The organism is Oryzomicrobium sp., from assembly GCF_021287045.1.
Taxonomy (GTDB): domain Bacteria; phylum Pseudomonadota; class Gammaproteobacteria; order Burkholderiales; family Rhodocyclaceae; genus Oryzomicrobium.
The window spans coordinates 334,069-357,327 of the sequence record NZ_JAJTBG010000002.1; the positions used below are offsets into that span (position 1 = coordinate 334,069).

General features: G+C 65.7%; 22 protein-coding genes. 20 read left to right on the forward strand and 2 right to left on the reverse strand.

What is annotated here, in order from left to right; translation table 11 throughout:
• The first annotated feature begins 53 nt into the window (after positions 1-53).
• The 7 genes from mnmE (at position 54) to LWW89_RS03460 (ending at position 8,594) form a co-directional block, all read left to right on the forward strand.
• Positions 54-1,409: a tRNA uridine-5-carboxymethylaminomethyl(34) synthesis GTPase MnmE gene (gene mnmE, locus LWW89_RS03430; RefSeq protein ID WP_293261069.1), complete on the forward strand. Its 1,356-nt coding sequence runs from the start codon at positions 54-56 to the stop codon at positions 1,407-1,409.
• 527 nt (positions 1,410-1,936) lie between these two features.
• Positions 1,937-2,407, forward strand: a complete 471-nt coding sequence (locus tag LWW89_RS03435) for a hypothetical protein (RefSeq protein WP_293261072.1) — start codon at positions 1,937-1,939, stop codon at positions 2,405-2,407.
• Positions 2,408-2,827: 420 nt separating this feature from the next.
• A complete protein-coding gene (locus LWW89_RS03440; protein WP_293261075.1) occupies positions 2,828-3,610 on the forward strand; it encodes a TSUP family transporter in 783 nt (260 codons plus the stop codon).
• A 165-nt stretch (positions 3,611-3,775) separates the two neighbouring features.
• Positions 3,776-4,921 (forward strand): ABC transporter substrate-binding protein, encoded by a 1,146-nt coding sequence (locus LWW89_RS03445; RefSeq protein WP_293261078.1) that lies wholly within the window; start codon positions 3,776-3,778, stop codon positions 4,919-4,921.
• Positions 4,922-5,038: 117 nt separating this feature from the next.
• Positions 5,039-6,076, forward strand: a complete 1,038-nt coding sequence (locus tag LWW89_RS03450) for a branched-chain amino acid ABC transporter permease (protein WP_293261081.1) — start codon at positions 5,039-5,041, stop codon at positions 6,074-6,076.
• Entirely contained in the window at positions 6,076-7,845 is a 1,770-nt protein-coding gene (locus LWW89_RS03455) for a branched-chain amino acid ABC transporter ATP-binding protein/permease (RefSeq protein WP_293261083.1), read from the forward strand. The genes LWW89_RS03450 and LWW89_RS03455 overlap by 1 nt, the downstream gene beginning before the upstream one ends.
• Positions 7,845-8,594 carry an ABC transporter ATP-binding protein gene (locus LWW89_RS03460; protein WP_293261086.1) on the forward strand — a complete coding sequence of 250 codons (750 nt, stop codon included), beginning with the start codon at positions 7,845-7,847 and terminating at the stop codon, positions 8,592-8,594. Before LWW89_RS03455 ends, LWW89_RS03460 begins: the two co-directional genes overlap by 1 nt.
• Positions 8,595-8,802: 208 nt before the next feature.
• Here the strand turns inward: LWW89_RS03460 and LWW89_RS03465 are convergent, their stop codons facing one another.
• Positions 8,803-10,521 (reverse strand): response regulator, encoded by a 1,719-nt coding sequence (locus tag LWW89_RS03465; protein ID WP_293261089.1) that lies wholly within the window; start codon positions 10,519-10,521, stop codon positions 8,803-8,805.
• Between the two features lie 266 nt (positions 10,522-10,787).
• Between LWW89_RS03465 and mnmG the strand changes: the two genes are divergently transcribed.
• The 13 genes from mnmG to LWW89_RS03530 all read left to right on the forward strand — a co-directional run bounded on the left by mnmG (position 10,788) and on the right by LWW89_RS03530 (position 22,402).
• A complete protein-coding gene (gene mnmG, locus LWW89_RS03470; protein WP_293261092.1) occupies positions 10,788-12,722 on the forward strand; it encodes a tRNA uridine-5-carboxymethylaminomethyl(34) synthesis enzyme MnmG in 1,935 nt (644 codons plus the stop codon).
• On the forward strand, positions 12,719-13,366 hold the full coding sequence (gene rsmG, locus LWW89_RS03475; protein ID WP_293261095.1) for a 16S rRNA (guanine(527)-N(7))-methyltransferase RsmG: 648 nt from the start codon (positions 12,719-12,721) through the stop codon (positions 13,364-13,366). The genes mnmG and rsmG overlap by 4 nt, the downstream gene beginning before the upstream one ends.
• A gap of 76 nt (positions 13,367-13,442) precedes the next feature.
• Positions 13,443-14,234 carry an AAA family ATPase gene (locus tag LWW89_RS03480; RefSeq protein WP_293261098.1) on the forward strand — a complete coding sequence of 264 codons (792 nt, stop codon included), beginning with the start codon at positions 13,443-13,445 and terminating at the stop codon, positions 14,232-14,234.
• 49 nt (positions 14,235-14,283) lie between these two features.
• The gene (locus tag LWW89_RS03485; RefSeq protein ID WP_293261101.1) at positions 14,284-15,126 is read left to right on the forward strand and encodes a ParB/RepB/Spo0J family partition protein; all 843 of its coding nucleotides are present in this window, start codon (positions 14,284-14,286) and stop codon (positions 15,124-15,126) included.
• A gap of 316 nt (positions 15,127-15,442) precedes the next feature.
• The gene (locus tag LWW89_RS03490; RefSeq protein WP_293261104.1) at positions 15,443-15,781 is read left to right on the forward strand and encodes an ATP synthase subunit I; all 339 of its coding nucleotides are present in this window, start codon (positions 15,443-15,445) and stop codon (positions 15,779-15,781) included.
• 1 nt (position 15,782) lies between these two features.
• Positions 15,783-16,640 carry a F0F1 ATP synthase subunit A gene (gene atpB, locus LWW89_RS03495; protein WP_293261107.1) on the forward strand — a complete coding sequence of 286 codons (858 nt, stop codon included), beginning with the start codon at positions 15,783-15,785 and terminating at the stop codon, positions 16,638-16,640.
• A gap of 91 nt (positions 16,641-16,731) precedes the next feature.
• Positions 16,732-16,980, forward strand: a complete 249-nt coding sequence (gene atpE, locus LWW89_RS03500; protein ID WP_014235959.1) for a F0F1 ATP synthase subunit C — start codon at positions 16,732-16,734, stop codon at positions 16,978-16,980.
• 45 nt (positions 16,981-17,025) lie between these two features.
• Positions 17,026-17,496 carry a F0F1 ATP synthase subunit B gene (locus LWW89_RS03505; RefSeq protein WP_293261131.1) on the forward strand — a complete coding sequence of 157 codons (471 nt, stop codon included), beginning with the start codon at positions 17,026-17,028 and terminating at the stop codon, positions 17,494-17,496.
• A 5-nt stretch (positions 17,497-17,501) separates the two neighbouring features.
• A complete protein-coding gene (locus LWW89_RS03510) occupies positions 17,502-18,038 on the forward strand; it encodes a F0F1 ATP synthase subunit delta (RefSeq protein ID WP_293261134.1) in 537 nt (178 codons plus the stop codon).
• Positions 18,039-18,047: 9 nt separating this feature from the next.
• Positions 18,048-19,586, forward strand: a complete 1,539-nt coding sequence (gene atpA, locus LWW89_RS03515) for a F0F1 ATP synthase subunit alpha (RefSeq protein ID WP_293261137.1) — start codon at positions 18,048-18,050, stop codon at positions 19,584-19,586.
• Between the two features lie 18 nt (positions 19,587-19,604).
• Positions 19,605-20,468: a F0F1 ATP synthase subunit gamma gene (gene atpG / locus LWW89_RS03520; RefSeq protein WP_293261140.1), complete on the forward strand. Its 864-nt coding sequence runs from the start codon at positions 19,605-19,607 to the stop codon at positions 20,466-20,468.
• A 27-nt stretch (positions 20,469-20,495) separates the two neighbouring features.
• Complete coding sequence (atpD, locus tag LWW89_RS03525) at positions 20,496-21,899, forward strand: F0F1 ATP synthase subunit beta (RefSeq protein WP_293261143.1); 1,404 nt, start codon at positions 20,496-20,498, stop codon at positions 21,897-21,899.
• A 77-nt stretch (positions 21,900-21,976) separates the two neighbouring features.
• Positions 21,977-22,402: a F0F1 ATP synthase subunit epsilon gene (locus tag LWW89_RS03530; protein WP_293261146.1), complete on the forward strand. Its 426-nt coding sequence runs from the start codon at positions 21,977-21,979 to the stop codon at positions 22,400-22,402.
• A gap of 123 nt (positions 22,403-22,525) precedes the next feature.
• Here LWW89_RS03530 and LWW89_RS03535 read toward each other — a convergent pair whose 3' ends face one another.
• Positions 22,526-23,251 carry a hypothetical protein gene (locus tag LWW89_RS03535; RefSeq protein WP_293261149.1) on the reverse strand — a complete coding sequence of 242 codons (726 nt, stop codon included), beginning with the start codon at positions 23,249-23,251 and terminating at the stop codon, positions 22,526-22,528.
• Positions 23,252-23,259: the final 8 nt, after the last annotated feature.

The following is a 23,259-nucleotide window of genomic DNA, read 5'->3' on the forward strand; positions in this document are numbered from 1 at the left end:
GGCGACATTCGCCCCGGGGGCCTTTTTCATTGTTGTCATTGGAGACCAGCCCCATGATGCCCAAGCGCGACGTCATCGCCGCCGTGGCCACCGCCCCCGGCCGGGGCGGCATCGGCGTGATCCGCATCTCCGGCCCCGATCTGGGGGCCTACGTAGCCGCCCTGGCCGGCCGCGACGTCCCGCCGCGCCAGGCGGTGCTCGCCACCTTCCGCGACGCCGCCGGCGCCCCCCTCGACCAAGGCCTGCTGCTGCACTTCCCCGGCCCGGGTTCGTTCACCGGCGAGGACGTGATCGAACTGCACGGTCACGGCGGCCCGGTGGTGCTGCAACTGCTGCTGTCCCGCTGCCTCGACCTGGGGGCCCGGCTGGCCGAACCCGGCGAATTTACCCGGCGCGCCTTCGAGAACGGCAAGCTCGATCTGGCCCAGGCTGAAGCCGTAGCCGATCTGATCGACGCCTCCACGGCCTCCGCCGCCCGTTCGGCGGTACGCTCGCTGCAAGGCGACTTCTCCCGGCAAATCCACGTACTCAACGACGAGCTGATCGAACTGCGTGCCCTCACCGAGGCCACCCTGGACTTTCCTGAGGAGGAGATCGACTTCCTGGAGGCGGCCAACGCCTTTGCCCGCCTCGACGCCCTGAGCCAGCGCCTCGCCGCCATCTTCGCCAAGGCCCGCCAGGGCAAGCTGCTCCAGGGCGGCCTGCACGTGGTGCTGGTGGGCCAGCCCAACGTCGGCAAGTCTTCCCTACTCAACGCCCTGGCCGGCGACGAGCTGGCCATCGTCACCCCTATCGCCGGCACCACCCGGGACGTGGTACGCGGCACCTTGCAGATCGAAGGCATTCCCCTGCACGTGGTGGACACCGCCGGCCTGCGCGACACCGAGGACCAGGTCGAACAGATCGGCATCGCCCGCACCTGGAAGGCGGTGGACGAGGCCGACGTGGTGCTGCTGCTCACCGATGCCCAGCACGGCATCACCGCCGCCGAGGAAGCGATTCTGACCCGCCTGCCGGCCCACGCCATCCGCCTCACCGTGGAAAACAAGGTGGACCTGACCGGCGACGCGCCGGGCCTGGTTCCGGAAGGCCAAGGCAGCCAGCGCATCCGTCTCTCCGCCAAGACCGGGGCCGGCATGGCCGAACTGCGCCAGGCCCTGCTCGACATCGCCGGCTGGCACCCCCAGGAAGACGTGTTCATTGCCCGGGAACGGCACCTGCGGGCCCTGGCCGAGGCCAACCTGCACCTGGATGCCGCCCGCGACCAGGCCAAGCTCGTGCCTCCCCCCCTGGAACTGTTTGCTGAGGAACTGCGCCTGGCCCAGCAGGCCCTCAACAGCATTACCGGCGAATTCACCGCCGACGACCTGCTCGGCGAAATCTTCGGCCGCTTCTGCATCGGTAAATAGTACCGTCGACGATTTTCACGTAGTTACAAAAAAGCCCGCGTTTCTGCGGGCTTTTTTGTTGCCGAACAGTGCAATGGGGCAGTGATTTGCAGGGAATTCACAATTTCCATCTACAGAAGAAATGACGACTTTTACGGCTGGTTCGTTATTAACCTTGATTTTTCTCTGAAAAAAACAGTATCAGGCCAACCCAAAATTCTCACATCACAGTTTTCAGCCAATCCTCCCGACCGGCCTAAGAAGCATGCCAGAGTCTATCAAATAAAATACATTAAAAATAATCAACACAATGTTTTTAAAAGATTTTTTTATAAAACACGACAGAATTCGGCGTCTATAAAACGGGGAAGGGAAATCGAATCCCGAGCTGGTCGTCCGACACCAAATGCAATTCCTTCTCTTCGCTCATCGGCAGAGCAAGTCGTGGTGGCGTAAACGACTTTGATCCATCAGTGTTCCGGCAGGAAAAGAATTCTCTGCCGGATGTTCTGATCTGCCGTCCACCGGCGGCGGAAGGGGAAAACACCATGAAACCCAGCCCGATCGCCATTGGCTACGTCGCAACCGGAATTTCAGCCATATTCCTGCTGATCATCCCGTCGTTGGCCCTGGCCGATACCTCAGCCAACCTGACCTTGGGCGACCTGATGAACCAGGGCGCCGTCCAGCAATCCCGGGACGACCTCCTGTCGCTCCTGCCCGGTGCCAAGGTGAGCAACGTCAGCCGTAACGGCTCCGTGCGTCATTGGGAGAACATCGAGGGCAGGGAATTCGTTGCTTCCGCCACCAACCCAACGGCTGGGCTCAACTACGCCCGTTTCACCGGCAAGGGCTCCTGGCGCCTTGGCGACAACGGCACCTACTGCGTCCACATCGAATGGCCGGTGACTTCCGAGCAGTGGTGCCACTTCATTTTCAAGCTCGGAAGCAAGTACTACACGGTCAGGTCGACCACTGATCCGGCCAGTCCGGCCTACGAATTCACCTTCGTTCACTAACAACCCACGGTTTTGGAATTAGCGTTTTTCGTAGTTAAAAGCGCCGATCGTTCATTCATCTTCGTCGATCCTGCGAAGCCACGGAGGTTTTCCGTGGCTTTTTTCGTGCCGTTTCTGAAGGTGCCGGCTGTACATCGGTTTTCCTTATAGGATTTAAGTATGTAAACCGATAAAGATTAGTTAACCAAAGCCAAAGTCTGTGGATAACTAAAATTTGTACTGTAAAAACAAATCGTTGTTGCATTTTTTTGGGTGTGAGAAAGCTGCCCTGGGGGTTGTGGATAAAAGTAGAACAAGTTATCCACAGGCTGGCTTTCCTCTACTTATCCATCTCTTGTGCACAGGAATCGAGTCGGTTTTATCCCCGGAAGACCGTTTCTGCTACCTTGAACCCCCTTCTTCCGCCTTCCTGAAGCAGTCATGGACCTGTTCGCCGACCTACCTGCCGTTCTTCTGCCCCTGCTGGCTGCGGCGTTCGTCGCCGGCTTGATCGATGCGGTGGTGGGCGGCGGCGGCCTGGTGCAGATCCCCGCCCTGTTCACCGTGCTACCCGGGGAAACCCCGGCCACCCTGTTCGGCACCAACAAGTGCGCCAGCGTGGTGGGCACCGCCAACGCCGCCTGGCGCTATGCCCGCCGGGTGAGGATGCCCTGGGGCACTACCCTGCCGGCTGCCATGGCGGCCTTCGCCTTTTCCTTCCTCGGCGCCATGGCGGTGGCATGGCTGCCCAAGGAATCCCTGCGCCCCCTGATCCTGGCCCTGCTGATCGGCTCGGCGGCCTACACCTACTGGAAGAAGGATTTCGGTGCTCTGCATGCGCCAGCCCACGCCGGGTTGCGCGAAAAGGGCTATGCGCTGGCCCTCGGGGCGGTGATTGGCTTCTACGACGGTTTTTTCGGTCCAGGCACCGGCTCGTTCCTGATCTTCCTGTTCATCCGCTTCTTCGGTTTCGACTTTCTGCACGCCTCGGCAGCATCCAAGGTGGTCAACGTGGCCACCAACCTGGCAGCACTGGCCTTCTTCGTTCCCACCGGCCACTGGATTCCGGCCCTGGCTTTGGCCATGGCCCTGGCCAACATGGGCGGCTCCGTGGTCGGCACGCGGCTGGCCCTCTCCGGCGGCAGCCGCTTCGTACGCAAGTTCTTCCTGGTGGTAGTGGGGGCGATGATCGTCAAGTTCGCCTGGGACACCTTCACGCGCTGAATCGGCCCGGCGGCACCGTTTCGCCACCTCGTCGCCAAGACCTCCGGGAGGCGGCCGCCGGGGCGATTTGCTATCATCCCGCGCTTGTCCCGCTTTTGGCTTCGCCGCACCAGTGCCGGATCGACCGGCCGTTTTCACCACAAGAAGGTTACGAGAGGAGAGACCATGCGTCGTCTGACCCTGCTTGCCGCGACCCTGGCCGCGCTGGGCGCCAATCTGGCCCACGCCGACATCAACGTGGGCGTGTCCCTGTCCGCCACCGGGCCGGCCGCATCCCTGGGCATTCCGGAAAAGAACACCTTCGCCCTGCTGCCGACCACCATCGCCGGCCAGAAGGTGAACTACATCGTCCTCGACGACGCCACCGATCCCACCGCCGCGACCAAGAACGTCAAGAAGCTCACCTCCGAGAACAAGGTGGACGTGATCGTCGGTTCCACCACCACGCCGAATTCCCTGGCCATGGCCGACGTGGCCGCCGAGACCGAGACGCCGATGATCTCCATGGCCGGTTCGGCCATCGTCGTCGAGCCGATGGACGCCAAGCGCTACTGGGTGTTCAAGACCCCGCAGAACGACGCCCACATGGCCACCGCCATCGTCGAGCACATGACCACCCACGGCGTGAAGACCGTGGCCTTCATCGGTTTCGCCGACGCTTACGGCGAAGGCTGGTGGAAGGAATTCGCCAAGATCGCCGAAGCGCGCAAGCTCAAGATCGTCGCTTCCGAGCGCTACCAGCGCAACGACACCTCGGTCACCGGCCAGGCCCTCAAGATCCTCGCCGCCAAGCCCGACGCCGTGCTGGTGGGTGCCGCCGGCACCCCGGCCGTGCTGCCGCAGAAGACCCTCAAGGAAAAGGGCTACAAGGGCCTGGTCTACCAGACCCACGGCGTGGCCAACCAGGACTTCCTGCGCGTCGGCGGCAAGGACGTGGAAGGCGCTTACCTGCCGGTGGGCCCGGTGGTGGTGGCTAACCAGCTGCCCAACGACAACCCGGTCAAGAAGGCCGCCCTGGAGTACGTGAAGAAGTACGAGGCCGCCCATGGCGCCGGCAGCGTCTCCGCCTTCGGCGCCCACGCCTGGGACGCCTCGATCCTGCTCCAGCACGCCGTCCCGCTGGCGCTGAAAAAGGGCCAGCCGGGCACCAAGGAATTCCGCAAGGCCCTGCGCGACGCCCTGGAAGGCACCACCAACGTGGTCGGCTCCCACGGCATCTACAACATGACGCCCCAGGACCACATGGGTTTCGATCAGCGCGCCCGGGTCATGGTGCGCATCGAGAACGGCACCTGGAAGTTGCAGAAGTAAGCCAGCCGACCTCGGGGGCGGCGTCCGCCACACCAGCGGACGCCGCCCCCGTTGTTTTACGTTTGAACGAAGCAAAGTAGCCACCGAAGCAACCAAGCTCACCGCAGCCGACCGACCATGGACTTGCAGATCCTCCTCCTCCTTGGCCAGGACGGGCTCACCAACGGGGCCATCTACGCGCTCCTGGCGCTGGCCCTGGTCCTGGTGTTTGCCGTCACCCGGGTCATCTTCATCCCCCAGGGGGAGTTCGTCGCCTACGGCGCCTTGACCCTGGCCGCCCTCCAGGCCGGCAAGGTGCCCGCCACCATCTGGCTGGCGGTGGCCCTCGGCGCCGTGGTCTTCGTCATCGACGCGGCGATCGCCCTGCGCGCCCGGGCCTGGCGCCGCCTGCCCGGCCTGGCCGCCCTCACCCTGGGCGTGCCCCTGGCGGTGGCGGCCCTGATCCACGGTCTGGACGCGGCCACCCTGGCCCTGCCGTTGCAAATCCTGCTCGCCCTGGCGGTGGTGGCGCCCCTGGGACCGCTCATCTACCGGCTGGCCTTCCAGCCCCTGGCCTCGGCGCCGGTGCTGGTGCTGCTGATCGTTTCGGTGGCCACCCACATGACCCTGATGGGCCTGGGCCTGGTCTTCTTCGGCGCCGAAGGCTTCCGCACCCCGGCCTTCTCCGACGGCAGCCTGGAACTCGGCCCGGCCACCCTGCAATACCAGAGCCTGTGGATCGTCGGCGTCTCCCTGGTGCTGATCGTCGCCCTCTACCTGTTCTTCGGCCGCACCCTCACCGGCAAGGCCCTGCGCGCCACCGCCATGAACCGCACCGGTGCCCGGCTGATGGGTATTTCCACCACCCTGGCGGGCAAGCTGTCGTTCTTCGTCGCCGCCCTGATGGGGGCTTTCTCCGGCGTGCTGGTCTCGCCGGTGACCACCCTGTACTACGACTCAGGCTTCCTGATCGGCCTCAAGGGCTTCGTCGGCGCCATCATCGGCGGCCTCATCTCCTACCCGGTGGCCGCCCTGGGGGCGGTGCTGGTGGGCCTGCTCGAATCCTTCTCGTCGTTCTACGCCAGCTCGTTCAAGGAAGTGATCGTGTTCACCCTGATCATTCCGGTGCTGCTGTGGCGTTCCCTGACCACCCGGCACGTGGAGGAGGAAGAGTGATGCGCCGCCACCTCCCCGTCGCCCTGTTCGTCGCCTTGCTCGCCTCCGGTCCCCTGTGGCTGCCCGAGTTCGGCGTCACCCTGCTCAACTACATCGGCCTCTACGCCATGGTCGCCCTGGGGCTGGTGCTGCTCACCGGCGTGGGCGGCATGACCTCCTTCGGCCAGGCCGCCTTCGTCGGCCTGGGGGCATACACCACCGCCTACCTGACCACCGCCCACGAACTGTCGCCCTGGCTCACCCTGGTGATCGGCTGGATCATCACCGGCGGCTTTGCCCTGCTGCTCGGCGCCATTACCCTGCGCCTGTCCGGCCATTTCCTGCCCCTGGGCACCCTGGCCTGGGGCATCAGCCTGTACTTCCTGTTCGGCAACCTGGACGACCTGGGCGGCCACACTGGCCTCACCGGCATCCCGCCGCTGAGCCTGGGCAGCCTGGAGCTCAAGTCCGGCGAATCCCTCTACTTCCTCATCTGGCTGATCGTCCTGGCCTTCGTGCTGGTCACCCGCAACCTGCTCGATTCGCGCACCGGCCGGGCCATCCGCGCCCTCAAGGGCGGCGTGGTGATGGCCGAGAGCATGGGGGTCAACACCACCCGGGTGAAGATGGTGGTGTTCCTCATCGCCGCCCTGATGGCCGCCACCTCGGGCTGGCTGTACGCCCACCTGCAACGCTTCGTTAACCCGACTCCGTTCGCCCTCAACATGGGCATCGAGTACCTGTTCATGGCGGTGGTGGGCGGCGTCGCCCACGTCTGGGGCGCCATCGTCGGCGCCGGCCTGATCACCGTGCTCAAGCAGTGGTTGCAGGACCTGCTGCCCCAGTTGCTGGGCAGCGACGGCAACTTCGAGATCATCGTCTTCGGCCTGCTCATGATCTTCATGCTGCAACGCGCCCGGGACGGCATCTGGCCCTTGGTGCTCAAGCTTTTCCACGGCCTGGGCGCCGCGCCCCGGGCCCGGGTCCTGCCCGAGGCCGAGCCCCTGGAGCGCCGCCCGGCGCGCAAGGCCGGCGAAGTGCTGCTCGACGCCCGCCAGGTGACCCGCCGCTTTGGCGGCCTGGTGGCCAACAAGGACATGAGCCTGTCCGTCGCCGCCGGCGAAATCCTCGCCCTGATCGGCCCCAACGGCGCCGGCAAGAGCACTTTCTTCAACCAGATTTCCGGGGTGGACACCCCCACCAGCGGCGAGATTTCCTTCCTCGGCGAACGGGTGGACGGGGCCGAATCCCGGCGCATCGCCCGGGCCGGCATGAGCCGTACCTTTCAGCACGTGCGCCTGCTGCCGACCATGACCGTGCGCGAGAACGTGGCCCTGGGCGCCCACCTGCGCGGCCACGGCGGCTACCTGGCCGCCGCCCTGCGCCTGGAGCGCAACGAGGAGGCCCGCCTGCTGCGCGAGGCCCAGCGCGCCCTGGAGCGGGTCGGCCTGGCCGACTACGCCGACCAGCCGGCCGGCAGCCTGGCCCTCGGCCAGCAGCGCATCCTGGAAATCGCCCGGGCCCTGTGCGCCGATCCCTGCCTGCTGCTCCTCGACGAGCCGGCTGCCGGCCTGCGCTACCTGGAAAAGCAGGCCCTGGCCGAGCTGCTCAAGAGCCTCAAGGGCGAAGGCCTGGGCATCCTCCTGGTCGAGCACGACATGGACTTCGTCATGGGCCTGGCCGACCGGGTGGTGGTGATGGAATTCGGCGAGAAGATCGCCGAGGGCCTGCCTGCCGAGATCCAGACCAACCCGGCGGTGATCGAGGCCTACCTGGGCGGCGTGGAGTGATGAGCGGCATGGAACAGAAGAACAAACCCCTACTCGAAGTCCGCGACCTGGCCGTGGCCTACGGCAAGGTGGAAGCCCTCCAGGGCGCCAACCTGACCCTGCGCCAGGGCGAGCTGGTCACCGTGATCGGCCCCAATGGCGCCGGCAAGACCACCCTGCTGTCGGCCCTGATGGGCCTGCTGCCGGCGCGGGGCGAGGTGACCCTCGACGGCCAGCCCCTCTCCGCCGACGTGGACGTGGAAGCCCGGGTCGGCCGGGGCATGATCCTGGTGCCGGAAAAGCGCGAGTTGTTCGCCGAGATGAGCGTCGAGGACAACCTGCGCCTGGGCGCCTTCTCCCGTCGCGCCGAGGGGCGCGCCGCCCGGGACGACACCCTGGCCGAGGTCTACGACCTGTTCCCGCGCCTCAAGGAGCGGCGCGGCCAGGAGGCCGGCACCCTGTCCGGCGGCGAGCGGCAGATGCTGGCCATGGGCCGGGCCCTGATGGCCAAGCCCCGGGTGCTGATGCTCGACGAACCCTCCCTGGGCCTGGCGCCGCTGATCATCCGCGAGATTTTCCGCATCGTCGCCGAGCTGAAGAAGACCGGCGTGTCGATCCTGCTGGTGGAGCAGAACGCCCGGGCCGCCCTCAAGGTGGCCGACTACGGCTACGTGCTGGAAACCGGCCACGTCGCCCTGGAAGGCCCGAGCGCCGACCTGGCGGCGGACGAGCGGGTGGCGGCCACCTACCTGGGCGGCAAGAAGGGCTGAGGCCGCGGGGCCGCGGTTTCACGGTTTCGCTGCACGCCGTTCCCTTTGTATTCCCCGCGCAGGGCGCGGTATTCCGGATCAGGCGGTAACGCTCCGGAACACCGCGCCCTACTTGCGTTTACGCGGTGCCATCGCGCAGAGCGAGCACTGGCGCGGGGTTTCGCAAGGGTGCCTTCGAGGTCAGCGCCAGGCGCGGAGTTCCGAGGGGTCAGTCCTGGGGTTCCGGGTCCGGCGCGGTGATCGGCGGCACCAGGATGCCGTACTTCTTGCCCACCCGCTGGTAGAACTCCCAGGCGGCGAACAGCTTGGGCGAGCGCGGGTCCCGTTCCCGGGCCAGCTTCAGGTAGCGCCGGCCGCGCAGGGCCATTTCCTCCTGCCAGCCCTTGTGTTCGAGCAGGGTGAAGATGGCGTTGGCGGCGTTGACCAGGAATTGCAGGTTGGGCACCCGCTCGGCGGCCTGGATGAGCAGGTCCACCGAGGCTTGCAGGTCGCCGCCCTGGGCGGCGCTGACGCCCCGGTTGTTGAGGGTGACGATCTCCTGGCTGACCTCGGCCAGCAATGCCTGGCCGGCCTCTTCCTTGCCTGCCTTCTCGAAGGCCTGGCGGATGTGGGACAGGGTGGCCGGGTCGTCGTGGTGCACCGCCGCCAGCCGCTTCATCAGCCCGCCGCCTTCCTCGTCCTTGCCTTGGGCCAGGCAGGCCTGGGCCAGCTCCACCTGGAGCCGGCGCGAGGCGGCCTCGTGGCCACCCTCGGCCACCAGGGTGTCGTGCAGGGCCAGGGCCTGGTCGAGGTGCTTGCGCGCCCCGCTCTCGTTGCCCTCCTTGCGGCAGGCTTCCGATTCGAGCACCAGGGAGGCCAGTTCGGCCTGCTTGTCGCCGCGCCGCTCCCGTTTCAGATCCTGGATCACCTGCCGGGCGGCGTTGACGTTGCCCTTTTCGATCAGCACCTTGGACAGGTTGGCGTAGTCGTCGGCGCAGGCCAGGGTCGAACCCCGGGTCCGGGCCAGGGCGTTCTGGTAGGCCCGCTCGGCCTGGGCCAGATCGCCGTTGCGGCTGGCCACGTCACCCACCAGGCGTTGGCGTTGGGTGTTGTGGGGGGCGATGCGTCCGGCTTCGAGCAGGGTTTCCTGGGCGGTGGCCGAATCGCCCCGTTCTTCCTGCAACCGGGCGAGGAAGTCATAGGCGGCCAGGTATTCCGGGCAATCGCGCAGCAATTCGCTGAGCAGCGCTTCCGCCTCCTCGGCGGCGCCCCGGGCGTGCAGCGCCACCGCCAGCCCCATGCGCGCCCAGGGCAGGGGCTTGTCGGCCAGCACACGGCGGAACACGGCTTCGCCGTCGGCGTAGCGGCCGGCGGCATTGAGGGTCTCGCCCTGCAGGCGCAGTGCTTCGCCGGCGTGGGCCGGCTGGCTGGCGACGATGGCCTCGCAGGCGGTCACCGTGGCGGCCCAGTCGCCTTTTTCCAGGGCGGCGTAGGCGGCGGAGAAGATCTTTTTCTTGAACAGGGCCCGGGCCAGCCGGGCTTGCAGCTGGTCGGCGGTGAACGGCTTGATCAGGTAGTCGTCCGGGGTCAGCTCGGCCACCGAGGCCACGTGCTGGTAGCCCCGCTCGGCGGTGACGATCATGAACACGGTGGATAGGGGGATCAGGTGGCGGTGGCGCAGCTCTTCGAGCAACTGCTGGCCGTCCCGGCCGTCTTCCAGCACGTAGTCGGAAAAGATCACCCCGAACTCATGCTTGGCCACGTGGCGCAGAGTTTCCCAGGCCGAGCTGGCGCCGTGCACCTGGGTCACCCCCAGGGTCGACAGCATGGTGCGCAGGGCGTTGCGGGCGTTGGGGTGGCGGTCCACCACCAGCACGCGCAGGCGCAGCAGCTGGTCCTGTAGGGCGGCGAGCAGGGCGTTGGATTGTTGGATGGAAGGAGCGGCCATGAGGGCAAGAACGGTTGTTTGGGCGGCGAACTTAAGGGATGTGGCCCGCATGATGCAAGGGACATGAATAAAGCATGACAGGTTCCTGGGATCGCCGCCGGACGGGAGGCGGACGCGGCTGACGGCGCAAGATCCCCAGAGGCGGGCGAAAAGCGGTTAAAATTCAGCCCATTGGCGCATTATCACGGCCCGGGCCGGGACGGGATGGCGTATAATCCCAGCCCCTTTTCCGCAGTCCTCGTCCGCTCCGCCTGGAGTCCTTCCCCATGCTGTACCCCGAATCCTTTGACGTCATCGTCGTCGGTGGCGGCCACGCCGGCACCGAGGCGGCCTTGGCCGCGGCCCGCGCCGGGGCCAAGACCCTGCTGCTCACCCACAACCTGGAAACCCTGGGGGCGATGAGTTGCAACCCGTCCATCGGCGGCATCGGCAAGGGCCACCTGGTCAAGGAAGTGGACGCCCTGGGCGGCGCCATGGCGGAAGCCACCGACGAGGGCGGCATCCAGTTCCGCATCCTCAACGCCTCCAAGGGGCCGGCGGTGCGCGCCACCCGCGCCCAGGCCGACCGGGTGCTGTACAAGCAGGCGATCCGCAAGCGCCTGGAGAACCAGCCCAACCTGACCCTGTTCGCCCAGGCCTGCGACGACCTGATCGTCGAGGGCGACCGGGTGGTGGGCGCCGTCACCCAGCTCGGGGTGCGCTTCTCCGCCCGGGCAGTGGTGCTCACCGCCGGCACCTTCCTCAACGGCCTGATCCACGTCGGCCTGCAAAACTACACCGGCGGGCGCATGGGCGACCCTCCGTCCGTATCCCTGGCCGCCCGCCTCAAGGAACTGAAGCTGCCCCAGGGCCGCTTGAAGACCGGCACCCCGCCGCGCCTCGACGGCAAGACCATCGACTTCGCCGGCATGGAGCCCCAGTATTCGGACGACCCGCTGCCGGTGTTCTCCTTCCTCGGCAACGCCGCCCAGCACCCGCGCCAGTTGCCCTGCTGGATCACCCAGACCAACGCCCGCACCCACGACATCATCCGCGACAACCTGGACCGCTCGCCGATGTACACCGGGGTGATCGAGGGCGTCGGGCCGCGCTACTGCCCGTCCATCGAGGACAAGATTCACCGCTTCGCCGGCAAGGACAGCCACAACGTCTTCCTCGAACCCGAGGGCCTGGACACCCACGAGATCTACCCCAACGGCATCTCCACCAGCCTGCCCTTCGACGTGCAGCTGCAGATCGTGCGTTCGATCAAGGGCCTGGAGCGCTGCCACATCCTGCGCCCCGGCTACGCCATCGAGTACGACTACTTCGACCCGCGCGGCCTCAAGTCGTCCCTGGAGACAAAGGCCATCGGCGGCCTGTTCTTCGCCGGCCAGATCAACGGCACCACGGGGTACGAGGAAGCTGCCGCCCAGGGCCTCTTGGCCGGGGCCAACGCTGCGTTGCAGGCCCTGGGCAAGGACGCCTGGTGCCCGCAGCGGGACGAGGCCTACTTGGGGGTGCTGGTGGACGACCTGATCACCCGCGGCGTGTCCGAGCCCTACCGCATGTTCACCTCCCGGGCCGAGTACCGGCTGCAACTGCGCGAGGACAACGCCGACCTGCGGCTCACCGAGACCGGCCGGCACCTCGGCTTGGTGCCGGATGCCCGCTGGGACGCTTTCTGCCGCAAGCGCGACGCCATCGAGGCCGAGCGCCAGCGCCTCAAGGCCACCTGGCTGCACCCGGGCAAGCTGCCAGCCGGCGAGGCCGAGCGGGTGTTCGGCAAGCCCCTGGAGCGGGAATACCACCTGCACGACCTGCTGCGCCGGCCCGAGGCCAGCTACGCCAGTCTGATGACCCTGCCCGGCGCCGCCGAGGGGCGCGCCGAGACGGCCCTGGACCCACAGGTGATCGAGCAGGTGGAGATCCAGGCCAAGTACCAGGGCTACATCGACCGCCAGCAGGACGAGGTGGCCCGCGCCGCGGCCTACGAGAGCCAGGTGTTGCCCGCCGACCTGGACTACGAGACGGTGGTCGGCCTGTCCAAAGAAGTGCGCGGCAAGCTCGGCCAGCACCGCCCGGAAACCCTGGGTCAGGCCTCGCGCATCCAGGGCGTCACCCCGGCGGCGATTTCGCTCTTGGTGATCCACCTGAAGAAGCTCACCGGCCGAAACGGTTCCGCCGGCCAGGGCGCCTCCTCGGCCCAGTCCGCCGCATGAGCGCCGCCCGACTGACCGCCGGGCTGGCCGCCCTGGGCCTGGACCTGGATGCCGCCGCCCAGGAAAAGCTGCTCGCTTACCAGGCCCTGCTGCTGAAGTGGAACCGCACCTACAACCTCACCGCCCTGCGCGACCCGGCCAAGGTGCTGCCCTACCACCTGCTCGATTCCCTGGCGCTGCTGCCCTTCGTCGGTGACGGTGACCTGCTCGACGTGGGCAGCGGCGGCGGCATGCCGGGCATTCCGGTGGCGATCGCCCGCCCCGACCTGGCGGTGACCCTGGTGGACAGCAACAGCAAGAAGGTGGCCTTCCTCACCCAGGCGGTGATCGAGCTGGGCCTGCCCAACGTGACCGCCCGCTGCGCCCGGGTCGAGGAACTGGAGCGTCCTGGCGGCTATCCCCAGATCACCTCCCGGGCCTTTGCCGAGCTGGCCGACTTCATCGCCCTGACCCGCAAGTTGATCGCCCCGGGCGGGCGCTGGCTGGCCATGAAGGGCGTCTATCCGGCCGAGGAAATCGAGCGGCTCGATGCCGCCCGCCTGGGGGTCGAAGTGGCCGCGGTGCATCCGCTCGCCGTCCCCGAGGTGGAGGGCGAGCGCCATGTGGTGATCGTGGTGCCGGAAGGCGCCGCCGCATCGGCGTAACATGGCGTCCGGCATCATGACTACCGTATATACCGTTCAACCGCGCCCTAGGGGCGCCAACAGGGAGTAAGGCACCATGCGCGTGCTGGCCATCACGAACCAGAAGGGCGGCGTCGGCAAGACGACCACCAGCGTGAACCTTTCCGCCTGCCTGGCGGCCCAGGGCCAGCGGGTGCTGATGATCGACCTGGACCCCCAGGGCAACGCCACCACCGGCAGCGGCATCTTCAAGCGCGAGGCCCTGCCTTCGGTCTATCAGATGCTGATCGGCAACGCCACCCTGGACCAGGTGCGGATCAAGACCGAGTTCGGCTACGACGTGCTGCCGGCCAACCGGGAGTTGGCCGGGGCCGAGGTGGAGCTGATCGAGATCGACCAGCGCGAAACCCGCCTCAAGTCAGAACTGGCCAAGGTCGCCGGCGACTACGACTACGTGCTGATCGACTGCCCGCCGGCCCTCAACCTGCTCACGGTGAACGGCTTGGTGGCGTCCAACGCAGTGATTATTCCGATGCAGTGCGAGTATTACGCCCTGGAGGGGCTGACCGACCTGGTCACCACCCTGCGCAAGGTGCGCGCCAACCTCAATCCCGCCCTGGAGATCGAGGGCCTGCTGCGCACCATGTACAACCCCCAGAGCACCCTCACCCAGCAGGTGTCGGGCGAGCTGGAGAGCCACTTCGGCGAGAAGGTCTACACCACCCTCATCCCGCGCAACGTGCGTTTGGCCGAGGCGCCGTCCTACGGCAAGCCGGTGATCGCCTTCGATCGGGCTTCCCGGGGCGCCCAGGCCTACATGTCCCTGGCCGAGGAAATGCTGGCGCGCCACGCCAGGGGCACCGGCCAGGGCCCGGCCGGGTTGCAGTGAGGACGGTGTTTCAGCCGCCAACCGACGAATTCAAGGAAAACGACGCCTCATGAAACAAAAGGGACTGGGCCGGGGGCTGGACGCCCTGCTGGCCGGCGAACCCGCTGCCAAGGACGTGCAGCGCAGCCTCAAGGTGACCCTGCTGCTGCCGGGCAAGTACCAGCCGCGCACGCGCATGGACAGCGAATCGCTCCAGGAGCTGGCGGCCTCGATCAAGGCCCAGGGCGTGATGCAGCCGATTCTGGTGCGGCCGCTGCGCGACCCCCTGGGCGAAAAGTACGAAATCGTCGCCGGTGAGCGGCGCTGGCGGGCCTCCCAGTTGGCCGGGCTGTCCGAGGTGCCGGTGCTGATCCGGGAAATCCCGGACGAAGCCGCCCTGGCCATGGCGCTGATCGAGAACATCCAGCGCGAGAACCTCAATCCCCTCGAAGAGGCCATGGGCCTGCAACGCCTGGTGGACGAGTTCGGCCTGACCCACCAGCAGGCGGCCGACGCGGTGGGCCGTTCCCGGCCAGCGGCGTCCAACCTGCTGCGCCTGCTGCAATTGCCGGCACCGATCCAGGATCTGCTGCTGGAAAGCCAGATCGACATGGGCCACGCCCGGGCGCTGCTGCCCCTGCCTACCCCGGTCCAGTTGTCCCTGGCCCAGCGGGTGGCGAGCAAGGGCCTGTCGGTGCGCGAAACCGAGAAGCTGGCCCAGCTCGCCCTGCAACCGCCCAAGGAACCGGAGCCGCGCAAGGTGGATCGGGACCTGCTGCGCCTGGAAGAAGAACTGTCCGACGTCCTGGGGGCCCGGGTGGAAATCCGCGCCAACAAAAAAGGCACCGGCAAGGTGCATATCGCCTTCGATTCCCTCGAAGAACTGGACGGCCTGCTCGGCCGGCTGCGCTGATTTCAAAGCCGGCCCCGGCGGCCCCGTTTCAACGGGCCGCCGGGGCTGTGGATAACCTGCGTTTCAAACGCTGTTGGCGTTGCGTATAACGGAAGGCGTTTGAATAGGCGAAATCCAGCACCAGAGAGGGGCGTAGCCCTCTTGCTGCGTAGCACCAACATTGACGTAATAACGATCGCGTCTTATAGTAGACCGTCTTTGTGGCGACCGTTGGCAAGGCGCGCCCAGCAGCGTTCGCGGTACGGGGAGTGCCGACGAGCGCCGAGCAGATGCAAGGTCCCGGTGGGTTTGCAGCAGGTGAGAAAAGGCGGCAAGCGTGTTTCGGGTGATCTTTCTGCAGCTGGTGATGGCGAGTTTGACAGCGGTCCTCTGTGGCTGGTTCGTCGGAATCCGCGGTGCGGTTTCGGCGGCGTTGGGGGCAGCCGCCTATTTGGTGCCGTCCTTCCTCTTCGCCGTCCGTTTAGCCGTTTCCGCCCACAGGCGCGCGCCGAGCGCCGCCGGGTTCTTCTTGGGCGAATTCGTCAAGGTAGCCGCAACGATCGGATTATTGGCGCTCGCTGCCAAGGCCTACGGGGATGTGCACTGGCCCACCCTGCTGATCGGCCTGGTAGTCGTGCTGCAAGCGAATTTCTTGGCTATTTGGAAAACGTCCTGACATGGCAACCGGTCACGAAGCACATGCCCCCACCGCGGGCGAATACATCGTCCACCACCTGACCCAGCTCAACACCACGGGTCACGCCCAGCAGTCGGTCATCGACTTCTCGGTGATCAACCTCGACACTCTGTTCTTCTCCATCCTGATGGGCGTGCTCGGCCTGTTCGTGATGTGGCGCGTCGCCAAGAGCGTCACGTCCGGCGTTCCCGGCCGCATGCAGGCCGCCGTGGAGATCGTCCTGGAAATGGTGAATAACCAAGCCAAGGGCATCGTCCACAGCGAGGAATCCCGCAAGTTCGTCGCCCCCCTGGCCCTGACCGTGTTCGTCTGGATCTTCCTGATGAACTCCATGGACTTCCTGCCGGTGGACCTGCTGCCCAAGATCTGGGCCGGCGTCTCCGGTGACGAGCACGCCTTCCTGCGCGTCGTGCCCACCGCCGACCTGAACGGCACCCTGGGTATGTCCATCGGCGTGCTGCTGGTCTGCCTCTGGTACAACATCAAGATCAAGGGCCTGGGCGGTTGGGTGCACGAACTGTTCACCGCCCCCTTCGGCAGCCACCCGGTGCTGTACCCGGTGAACTTCGCCATGCAGATGATCGAGTTCCTGGCCAAGACCGTGTCCCACGGCATGCGGCTGTTCGGCAACATGTATGCTGGCGAACTGGTGTTCATGCTGATCGCCCTGATGGGCGCCGCCTGGGCCGGTACCGCCAGCGGTGCCGCCCTGTGGGTCGGCGGCGTCATCGCCGGCACCGTCTGGGCCATCTTCCACATCCTGATCGTTGCACTGCAGGCCTTCATCTTCATGATGCTGACCCTGGTGTACATCGGCCAGGCGCACGAATCCCACTAAAGGAAACGGGCAACCCCTGGGTTGCCCGTTTCTTTCGGTGATCGATAACCCCTTTTTGTTTTCAACCTTTAACCCACTTTAAGGAGTAGTCATGGAACACATCCTCGGTTTTGTCGCTCTCGCCGCCGGTCTGATCATTGGTCTGGGCGCCATCGGTGCCTGTATCGGTATCGGTATCATGGGCTCCAAGTACCTGGAAGCTTCCGCCCGTCAGCCCGAGCTGATGAACGAGCTGCAAACCAAGATGTTCCTGCTGGCCGGTCTGATCGATGCCGCCTTCCTGATCGGCGTCGGTATCGCGATGATGTTCGCCTTCGCCAACCCGTTCGTGCTCAAGTAATCCCGGACTTCCCCTTCCCGTATCAATTCATAGGGAGTTGAAGCCGTGAATCTGAACGCAACGCTGTTCGCCCAGCTCGTTGTGTTCTTCATTTTGGCGTGGTTCACGATGAAATTCGTGTGGCCGCCCATCGTGAAGGCACTCGACGAGCGCGCGAAGAAAATCGCCGACGGCCTGGCTGCCGCCGAGCGCGGCAAGCACGATCTCGAGCTTGCCACCAAGCGCTCCTCGGACGCCCTGCGCGAAGGCAAGGAAAAGGCTGCCGAACTGATCTCCCAGGCCGACAAGCGCGGCCAGCAGATCGTCGAGGAAGCCAAGGAAGCCGCGAAGGCCGAGGCGGAGAAGATCATCGCCGCCGCCCGCGCCGAAGTCGCTCAGGAAGTCGTCCGTGCCAAGGAAGAGCTGCGTGCCCGTGTGGCCGAGCTGGCCGTGGCGGGTGCCGGCAAGATCCTGCGTCGTGAAATCGACGCCAAGGCTCATGTCGACATCGTGGCGGCGATCCAGAAGGACCTGTAACGCGTATGGCTGAAAACATCACCATCGCCCGTCCGTACGCCGAGGCGGTCTTCCGCCTCGCGCGGGATGCCAAGGCTCTCGCTGCCTGGTCCGAGCGCCTCAAGGCGCTCGCCGCCGCAGCGCAGAATGCGGACATGGTCGAGGTGTTCTCCAACCCGAGCCTGTCTTCTGAACAGCGTGTGCAAGTGACGCTGGCGGTGGTGGGTGAGGAAAAGAACGCCGAATTCGCGAACTTTGTCCGGGCGCTTGCCGAAAACGAGCGCCTCGCCGTCCTTCCGCAAATTTACGAGCTCTACGAGCAACTCAAGAGCACCGAGGAAGGGGTCAAGGAGGCTGTGATCCACAGCGCCTTCCCCCTGGACGACGCCCAGCTCAAGCAGCTGGTCGCCCACCTCGAGTCCCATTTCAAGTCCAAGCTGACCGCCCGCGTTGAAGTCGATCCCGAACTGATCGGCGGCATCAAGGCCGCGGTGGGCGACGAGGTGCTCGACGCCTCCGTCCGCGGCAAGCTGGACGCCATGGCCACGGCGCTCAAGAGCTAGGAGATTTCCATGCAGCTGAATCCTTCTGAAATCAGCGAACTGATTAAAAGCAAGATCCAGGGCCTGAACGTGGGCGCTGAGACCCGCACTCAGGGCGTGATCGTCTCCGTGACCGACGGCATCTGCCGCGTGCACGGCCTGGCCGACGCCCAGCAGGGCGAAATGATCGAACTGCCCGGCAACACCTTCGGCATGGCGCTCAACCTCGAGCGCGATTCCGTCGGCGTCGTGGTGCTGGGCGACTACGAGCACATCAAGGAAGGCGACGTTGCCAAGTGCACCGGCCGCATCCTGGAAGTGCCCGTGGGCCCCGAAATGCTCGGCCGCGTGGTCAACGCGCTGGGCCAGCCGATCGACGGCAAGGGTCCCCTGAACAACAAGCTGACCGACAAGATCGAAAAGGTCGCGCCTGGCGTGATCTGGCGTAAGTCCGTGTCGCAGCCGGTGCAGTCCGGTATCAAGGCTATCGACGCCATGGTGCCCGTCGGCCGTGGCCAGCGCGAGCTGATCATCGGTGACCGTCAGACCGGTAAGACCGCTGTTGCCGTGGATGCCATCATCGCCCAGAAGGGCCAGGACATGATGTGTATCTACGTGGCGGTGGGCCAGAAGGCCTCCACCATCGCCAACGTGGTGCGCAAGCTCGAAGAGCACGGCGCCCTGGAATACACCATCGTGGTCGCCGCCACCGCGTCCGAATCCGCCGCGATGCAGTTCATCGCGCCGTACGCCGGCTGCACCATGGGCGAGTACTTCCGCGACCGCGGCCAGGACGCCCTGATCGTTTACGACGACTTGACCAAGCAAGCCTGGGCCTATCGTCAGATCTCCCTGCTGCTGCGCCGTCCTCCCGGCCGCGAAGCCTACCCCGGCGACGTGTTCTACCTGCACTCCCGCCTGCTCGAGCGCGCTGCCCGCGTGTCCGAGGAATGGGTCGAGAAGCTGACCAATGGTGAAGTCAAAGGCAAGACCGGTTCCCTGACCGCCCTGCCCGTGATCGAAACCCAGGCCGGCGACGTGTCCGCCTTCGTGCCGACCAACGTGATCTCGATCACCGATGGCCAGATCTTCCTGGAAACCGACCTGTTCAACGCCGGTATCCGTCCCGCCATCAACGCCGGTATCTCCGTGTCCCGCGTCGGCGGCGCCGCTCAGACCAAGCTGATCAAGAAGCTGTCTGGCGGTATCCGTACCGACCTGGCCCAGTACCGCGAACTCGCCGCCTTCGCCCAGTTCGCTTCCGACCTGGACGAGGCCACCCGCAAGCAGCTCGAGCGCGGCCGCCGTACCGTGGAAGTGCTGAAGCAGCTGCAATACGCGCCGATGAACATCGCCGACATGGCGGTGACCCTGTTTGCCGTGACTCGCGGCCACATGGACGAAATCGACGTCAAGCGTGTGCTCGAGTTCGAGAAGGGCCTGCACGGCTTCGTCCGCCAGAAGTACGCCGACCTGGTGTCCAAGATGGAGACGACCAAGGATCTGGATTCCGAAGGCGAGAAGCAACTCGTCGCCGCCATCCAGGAATTCAAGGCCGCCTGGGTCTAATCCGTCGAGGAGAGCGTAATGGCTGGCGGCAAGGAAATCCGCAACAAGATCAAGAGCGTCGAAAACACGCGCAAGATCACCAAGGCCATGGAGATGGTGGCCGCCTCGAAGATGCGCAAGGCGCAGGAACGCATGCGTCAGTCGCGTCCGTACGGCGAGAAGATCCGGCGCGTCGCCGCCCACCTCTCCCACGCGATCACCGAGTACAAGCATCCCTTCCTGATCAACCGCGATGGGGCCAAGAAGGTCGGCCTCATCGTGGTGACCTCCGACAAGGGCTTGTGCGGCGGGCTGAACTCCAATGTGCTGCGCGCCGTCCTTCACAAGATGAAGGAATGGGGCGACAGCGGCATCGGTGTTCAAGCCACCGCCATCGGCAACAAGGGCCTGGGCTTCTTGCAGCGCGCCGGTGTCGAAGTGGTGTCCCAAGTGGTCGGCCTGGGGGATACCCCCCACCTGGAAAAGCTGATCGGCCCGGTCAAGGTGCAGCTCGACGCGTTCAATGAAGGCAAGATCGACCGCCTGTACATCGCCTACACCCGCTTCGTGAACACCATGAAGCAGGAGCCGGTGGTGGAACAGCTGCTGCCGCTGTCCGACGATACCGTCGGCACCGAGTCGACTCGCTGGGATTACGTGTACGAGCCTGACGCCAAGTCCGTCATCGACGAACTGCTGGTGCGCTACGTGGAAGCACTGATCTACCAGTCGGTAGCAGAGAACATGGCTTCCGAGCAGAGCGCCCGGATGGTGGCGATGAAAGCGGCGTCCGACAACGCCAAGACAGTGATCGGCGAGCTGAAACTGGTCTACAACAAGACCCGTCAGGCCGCGATTACCAAAGAGCTGTCGGAAATCGTCAGCGGGGCTGCGGCCGTTTAACGGTTTATTGGTTTAAGGGAAAAGACGATGAGTCAAGGTGCAATCGTTCAGTGCATCGGCGCGGTGGTGGATATCCAGTTCCCCCGCGACGCGATGCCCAAGGTCTATGACGCCCTGATGCTCGACGCCTCTGCCGAGCATGAGAACGTCGAGAAGGGCCTTACCTTTGAAGTGCAGCAGGAACTCGGTGACGGCGTGGTGCGTACCATCGCGCTGGGCTCCACCGACGGCCTGCGTCGTGGCATGCCGGTGAACAACACCGGCAAGGGGATCGCCGTGCCCGTGGGCCACGGTACCCTGGGCCGCATCATGGACGTGCTGGGTCGTCCCATCGACGAAGCCGGCCCGATCGAAGCCGACGAACTGCGGGTTATTCACCAGAAGGCCCCCGAGTTCAAGGATCTCTCCCCCTCCGTGGACCTGCTCGAAACCGGCATCAAGGTGATCGACCTGGTCTGTCCGTTCGCCAAGGGCGGCAAGGTGGGTCTGTTCGGCGGCGCCGGTGTGGGCAAGACCGTGAACATGATGGAGCTGATCAACAACATCGCCAAACAGCACTCCGGCCTGTCCGTGTTTGCTGGCGTGGGTGAGCGTACCCGTGAGGGCAACGACTTCTACCACGAGATGAAGGACTCCAACGTGCTGGACAAGGTGTCCATGGTGTTCGGTCAGATGAACGAACCCCCGGGCAACCGTCTGCGCGTGGCGCTGACCGGTCTGACCATGGCCGAGCGCTTCCGCGACGAAGGCCGGGACATCCTGTTCTTCGTGGATAACATCTACCGCTACACCCTGGCCGGTACCGAAGTGTCCGCCCTGCTGGGTCGTATGCCGTCCGCCGTGGGCTACCAGCCCACCCTGGCCGAGGAAATGGGTCGTCTGCAGGAGCGCATCACCTCCACCAAGACCGGCTCCATCACCTCCATCCAGGCCGTGTATGTGCCCGCGGATGACTTGACCGACCCGTCCCCGGCGACCACCTTCCTCCACCTGGACTCCACCGTGGTGCTGTCCCGTGACATCGCCGCCCTGGGTATCTACCCGGCCGTGGACCCGCTCGACTCCACCTCCCGTCAGCTCGACCCGCTGATCGTGGGCGAAGAGCACTACGGCGTGGCCCGTGGCGTGCAGATGACCCTGCAGCGCTACAAGGAACTGCGCGACATCATCGCGATTCTGGGTATGGACGAACTGTCTCCCGAAGACAAGCTGTCCGTGGCCCGGGCCCGTAAGATCCAGCGCTTCCTGTCCCAGCCGTTCCACGTGGCCGAAGTGTTCACCGGCTCTCCCGGCAAGTACGTCCCCCTCAAGGAAACCATCAAGGGCTTCAAGATGATCGTTTCCGGCGAGTGCGACCACCTGCCCGAGCAGGCCTTCTACATGGTCGGCACCATCGAGGAAGCCTTCGAAAAGGCCAAGACCCTGCAGTAATCCTGCACGGACGCAACCGACCAGCCGCCCGCTCCCGGGGGTGACCCCGGCGAGCTGGGTCGGCGAGAGGACAGACTATGGCATTGAGAGTTCACGTTGACGTCGTCAGCGCCGAAGAGCAGATCTACTCCGGCGAGGCGGAATACGTGGTGCTTCCCGGTGAAGCCGGCGAACTGGGCATCTGGCCGCGGCACACGCCGCTGCTGACCCGGATCAAGCCGGGTGCCGTGCGCATCAAGGTGCCGGACGGCGAAGCCGAGGTGATCTACGTCTCCGGCGGCATGCTCGAAGTCCAGCCCACCATGGTCACCGTGCTGGCCGACACCGCCATCCGCGGTGCCGACCTGGACGAGGCCAAGGCTCTGGAAGCCAAGAAAGCGGCCGAGGAAGCCCTGCAGAACCGCAGCGGCAACATCGACTACGCCAAGGCCGAAGCCGAACTGGCCGAAGCCGTGGCTCAGCTGGCGACCATCGACAAGCTGCGCAAGCGCCGCGCTCACTAAGGTCGTGCCGGACGGATTTCCGCCCGGCACTCCAAGAAAAAAGGCAGCCATTCGGCTGCCTTTTTTCGTTGCCGGCAGACCTATCACAAGGCTGTCGGCTTCAACCGCAACGTGAGTCCTGGTTCATTTGCTCCGGGACTGTTCGTTGAGGCGCTGTAGACGCTTCTCCAGCCGCGCCAGATCGTCGCGCAGCCGGTCCACGTCGTGGCCGAATACGGCAAGCTCGCCCTTGGCCGGCAGCAAACCCCGCTCTTCCACCAGGTATTCGGTGCCGTTGGCCAACAGCCGCTGGCCGGCCTCCCGCTGCCAGGTGACGGCCTGGCCGGCGAGCCGGCTTAAGCGATGGGCCGGAATGTCGCCAACCAGGCGAGCCAGATCGGCTTCCCCGTCCCAGCGCAGCTGGCGGAAGACGAAGCCAAGGGTCTCGGCCAGATCGGCCGCACCGCTCACCTGCACCCGGCCCAGCACAGCCTCCAGCCCGCCGCCCGGCAGGGCCGTCAGGGCGTCGCCGGGTAGGCGCAGGGTCACGTCCGCTGGAATGTCGGTGTCGTTCCCGGTCGCGGCCAGCAGGCCGTCGGCGCCGATCGAAAAGGGAAAGCGCATCCCGCCTCTGCCATCCGCCTGGCCGGCCCCCAGCACCACCTGGGCGTGGCGCCCGGCGAAGGGCCGGAGCCGGCCTGCCGCCCAGCCGGACTGGGCGATCAGGTGATTGGCGGCGGCGACGAAGAGCCGCGCGCCCGCCGGGGCGCCGGAAAACGGCAGCGGCGGGGCGGGGAACCGCGCCAGCACCGGGGCAACCAGGCTTTCGAGCACGGCGCGGGGCGAGGGGAATGCGCTTCCTGTAGTCATGGCGTTGC